Source organism: Bradyrhizobium sp. BR13661, assembly GCF_029892425.1.
In the GTDB taxonomy this organism is placed as follows: Bacteria; Pseudomonadota; Alphaproteobacteria; order Rhizobiales; family Xanthobacteraceae; genus Bradyrhizobium.
The window spans coordinates 1-2,308 of sequence record NZ_JARXWB010000079.1; the positions used below are offsets into that span (position 1 = coordinate 1).

Sequence of the window (2,308 nt, forward strand, 5' to 3'; positions counted from 1 at the left end):
ACGATCAAGGAGATCGCCCGCGACCTGAAGGTGTCGCGGAACACGGTCCGGAAGGTGCTGAGGTCCGGAGAGACCTCCTTCGAGTACGAGCGGCAAGTGCAGCCACGACCAAAGCTGGGGCGGTGGGCATCTGAGCTCGACAGGCTGCTGGCGGCGAACGCGGCCAAACCAGCTCGTGAACAGCTGACGTTGATCCGGATTTTCGAAGAGCTGCGCGGGGGCGGCTACGACGGCGGATACGATGCCGTGCGGCGTTACGCCAGGCGGTGGAGCAAAGAACGCGGGCAATCGAGCGCGGCGGCTTATGTCCCGCTGAGCTTTGCCCCAGGCGAAGCCTACCAGTTCGACTGGAGCCACGAGGTAGTCTTGCTGAGCGGTACCACGGTGATGGTGAAGGTCGCCCATGTCCGGCTCTGTCACAGCCGCATGCTGTTCGTGCGGGCCTATCCGCGGGAGACGCAGGAGATGGTGTTCGACGCCCACGACCGGGCGTTCGCCCTGTTCAAAGGCACCTGCACCCGCGGCATCTACGACAACATGAAGACCGCCGTAGAGACGATCTTCGTCGGTAAAGGGCGTCTCTACAATCGCCGCTTCCTCCAGATGTGCAGCCACTATCTGGTCGATCCGGTCGCCTGCACGCCAGCGTCGGGCTGGGAGAAGGGGCAGGTCGAGAACCAGGTCGGGCTAGTCAGGGAACGCTTCTTCACGCCGCGGCTGCGGTTCAAAAACCTCGACGAGTTAAACGCCTGGCTGCTCGACAAATGCATCGCCTACGCCAAGGCTCATCGCCATCCGGAGCTGGTCGATCAGACGATCTGGGACGTGTTCGAAGCCGAACGCCCCAAGCTCGTTCCCTATGCCGGCCGCTTCGACGGCTTCCATGCGGTGACGGCGTCGGTCTCGAAGACCTGCCTGGTGCGCTTCGACAACAACAAGTACTCGGTCGCAGCCAGCGCAGTCGGACGACCGGTCGAGGTTCAAGCCTATGCCGATCGCATCGTGATCCGTCAGGATGGACGCATCGTTGCCGAGCACCCGCGATCCTTTGGCCGCGGCGATACCGTTTACGACCCCTGGCATTATGTGCCGGTGCTCGCCCGCAAACCCGGTGCCTTGCGCAACGGTGCTCCCTTCAAAGACTGGGTGCTGCCGGCCGCGATCGAGCGGATCCGGCGCAAGCTTGCCAGCACCGACGATGGCAATCGGCAGATGGTCGACATCCTCAACGCGGTGCTGACTGACGGTCTGCCTGCGGTGGAAGCGGCCTGTGCCGAAGCGCTCAGTCACAGCGTCCATTCCGCCGATGTCGTTCTCAACATCCTGGCCCGGCAACGTGAACCCGCCCCACCGGCCAACATCATGACGCCGGCCGCACTGACGCTCCGTCATGCACCGATCGCCGATTGTGCCCGCTACGACAACCTCCGGAGGACCATCTGATGGAACGAACCCAAATCTTCGACCTCATGGGCGAACTCAAGCTCTACGGCATGAAGGCTGCCTTCGACGAGATCATGGCAACTGCCGTCAAGCGCCAGCACGAACCTCAGCGTATTGTCGGCGACTTGCTCAACGCCGAGATCAACGAGAAGCAGGCCCGCTCGATCAAATATCAGCTCACCATTGCCAAGCTACCGCTTGCCAAGGACATCGCCGACTTCCAGTTCGACGGCACGCCGATCAATCAGACTCTCGTCAATGATCTCGCTGGCGGCGGCTTCATCGCCCAACAACGCAATGTCGTGCTGGTTGGCGGCACCGGCACGGGCAAAACCCACCTGGCCATTGCCATCGCCAGAAGCTGCATCCGATCCGGTGCCCGCGGCCGCTTCTTCAACGTCGTCGACCTCGTCAATCGCCTCGAGACCGAGACGCGCAACGGACGGCAGGGACGGCTTGCCGAGCATCTGACGCGGATGGACTTCATCGTGCTGGATGAACTCGGCTATTTGCCCTTCGCCCAGTCCGGTGGGCAGCTTCTCTTCCACCTCGTCAGCCGGCTCTATGAGCGCGCCTCCGTCATCGTGACTACCAATCTTGCCTTCGGCGAATGGCCGAGCGTGTTCGGCGACGCCAAGATGACCACCGCTCTGCTCGACCGGTTGACCCATCACTGCGACATTGTCGAGACCGGCAACGATAGCTGGCGGTTCAAGAGCCGAGATGACGATCACATCACCCGCGCTCGTCTCGCCTCCGCTATCCCGGCCAGCTCCGACGAGACGAGCGCTACCGCCAAACCCCGCCGCTCGAAGGGGTCAAAATTGGACGCCGATGAGGGGTCAAATTTGCAAGCCGATTGACA

1 protein-coding gene and 1 pseudogene are annotated in these 2,308 nt (G+C 62.4%); both read left to right on the top strand.

The window, feature by feature from the left end; all coding sequences use genetic code 11:
* Nucleotides 1-1,434, top strand: a pseudogene (istA, locus tag M2427_RS41990) (IS21 family transposase); the annotation flags it as partial.
* 8 nt (nt 1,435-1,442) lie between these two features.
* Nucleotides 1,443-2,306 (top strand): IS21-like element helper ATPase IstB, encoded by an 864-nt coding sequence (gene istB, locus M2427_RS41995; protein ID WP_348521982.1) that lies wholly within the window; start codon nt 1,443-1,445, stop codon nt 2,304-2,306.
* The last annotated feature ends 2 nt before the right edge of the window (nt 2,307-2,308 follow it).

What these genes read in the sequence shown, in the direction of transcription:
- istB (WP_348521982.1), top strand. Translation starts at nt 1,443, where the DNA reads ATGGAACGAACCCAAATCTTCGACCTCATGGGCGAACTCAAGCTCTAC.